Genomic DNA, 1,573 nt, shown 5'->3' on the forward strand with positions numbered 1-1,573 from the left:
GCGTCAGAACCCAGATGCTGGAAGCCTCCGGCCGGTTGCCCGGCTAGTGGCGACCTGCTCCCGAGCCGTCCGCCTAAAGCCCAACGTACCCAACCCTTAGAGCCAATCCTTATCCCGAAGTTACGGATCTGTTTTGCCGACTTCCCTTATCTACATTGTTCTATCAACCAGAGGCTGTTCACCTTGGAGACCTGCTGCGGTTATGAGTACGACCTGGCGTGAGAATTATTCCTTCCCGCGGATTTTCAAGGGACGTCGAGAGCGCACCGGACCCAACAGAAGTGCTGGGCTCTTCCGGCCGTTAAACCCTAGCTCCGGACAAACCGATTTCAGGGTGATAGACCGTTAAGAAGAAAAGAGAACTCTGCCCGGGGCCCCCGCCGTCGTCTCCGCGTTCAGTTGCGTTGCCGCGCAAAACCCACATCCAGGTGCCGGAATATTGACCGGCTTCCCTTTCGCCATACGGGGCACAAGTGCCCCTTTGAAACGGAACTTCCCTATGGCTTAGGATCGACTAACCCATGTCCAACCGCTGTTCACATGGAACCTTTCCCCACTTCGGTCCTTCAAGTTCTCATTGAAGTATTTGCTACTACCACCAAGATCTGCACTAGAGGCCGTTCTACCCGGGCTCACGCCCTAGGCTTCGTCACTGACCTCCACGTCCGCCTACTCCTCAGCGCATCGTTTCTACACTGAGGGCGAGGTATGGGTGAGTCGCTTGAGCGCCATCCATTTTCAGGGCTAGTACATTCGGCAGGTGAGTTGTTACACAGTCCTTAGCGGATTCCGACTTCCATGGCCACCGTCCTGCTGTCAAGATGTACTAACACCTTTTGTGGTGTCTGATGAGCGACTACTCTGGCACCTTAACCTCGCGTTCGGTTCATCCCGCATCGCCAGTTCTGCTTACCAAAAATGGCCCACTAGTGTTGATACATTCGAATGCCCACGTTCAATTAAGCAACAAGGGCTTCTTACATATTTAAAGTTTGAGAATGGATGAAGGCAATATAGCGCCCCCGAGTCCCTAATCATTCGCTTTACCTCATAAAACTGAGTTCAACACTGCTATCCTGAGGGAAACTTCGGCGGAAACCAGCTACTAGAAGGTTCGATTAGTCTTTCGCCCCCATGCGCATATTTGACGATCGATTTGCACGTCAGAACCGCTGCGAGCCTCCACCAGAGTTTCCTCTGGCTTCACCCTATACACGCATAGTTCACCTTCTTTCGGGTCCAACCCTATATGCTCTTACTCAAATCCATCCGAGAACATCAGGATCGGTCGATGATGCGCCGAAGCTCTCACCTGCGTTCACTTTCATTACGCGTAGGGGTTTAACACCCAAACACTCGCACATAAGGTTGACTCCTTGGTCCGTGTTTCAAGACGGGTCGCTGATGACCATTACGCCAGCATCCTTGCGGAGCGCGTACCTCAGCCCGCCGAAGGGTATTATGCAACAGGCTATAACACTCCCCGAAGAGAGCTACGTTCCTGAAGCTTTTGTCCCCGACAGCGAGCTGATGCTGGCCTGTGCCGGCAAAGTGCCCCAGCCGCGAGAGCTGG

General features: G+C 53.6%; 1 rRNA gene. It reads right to left on the reverse strand.

The annotated features are described in order from the left end of the window. Nucleotides 1-1,490: ribosomal RNA gene (locus ACFQJC_RS16890) — 23S ribosomal RNA — on the reverse strand; the annotation flags it as partial. Nucleotides 1,491-1,573: the final 83 nt, after the last annotated feature.

Origin of the sequence: Haloferax namakaokahaiae (genome assembly GCF_042663225.1) — an archaeon.
In the GTDB taxonomy this organism is placed as follows: Archaea; Halobacteriota; Halobacteria; order Halobacteriales; family Haloferacaceae; genus Haloferax; species Haloferax namakaokahaiae.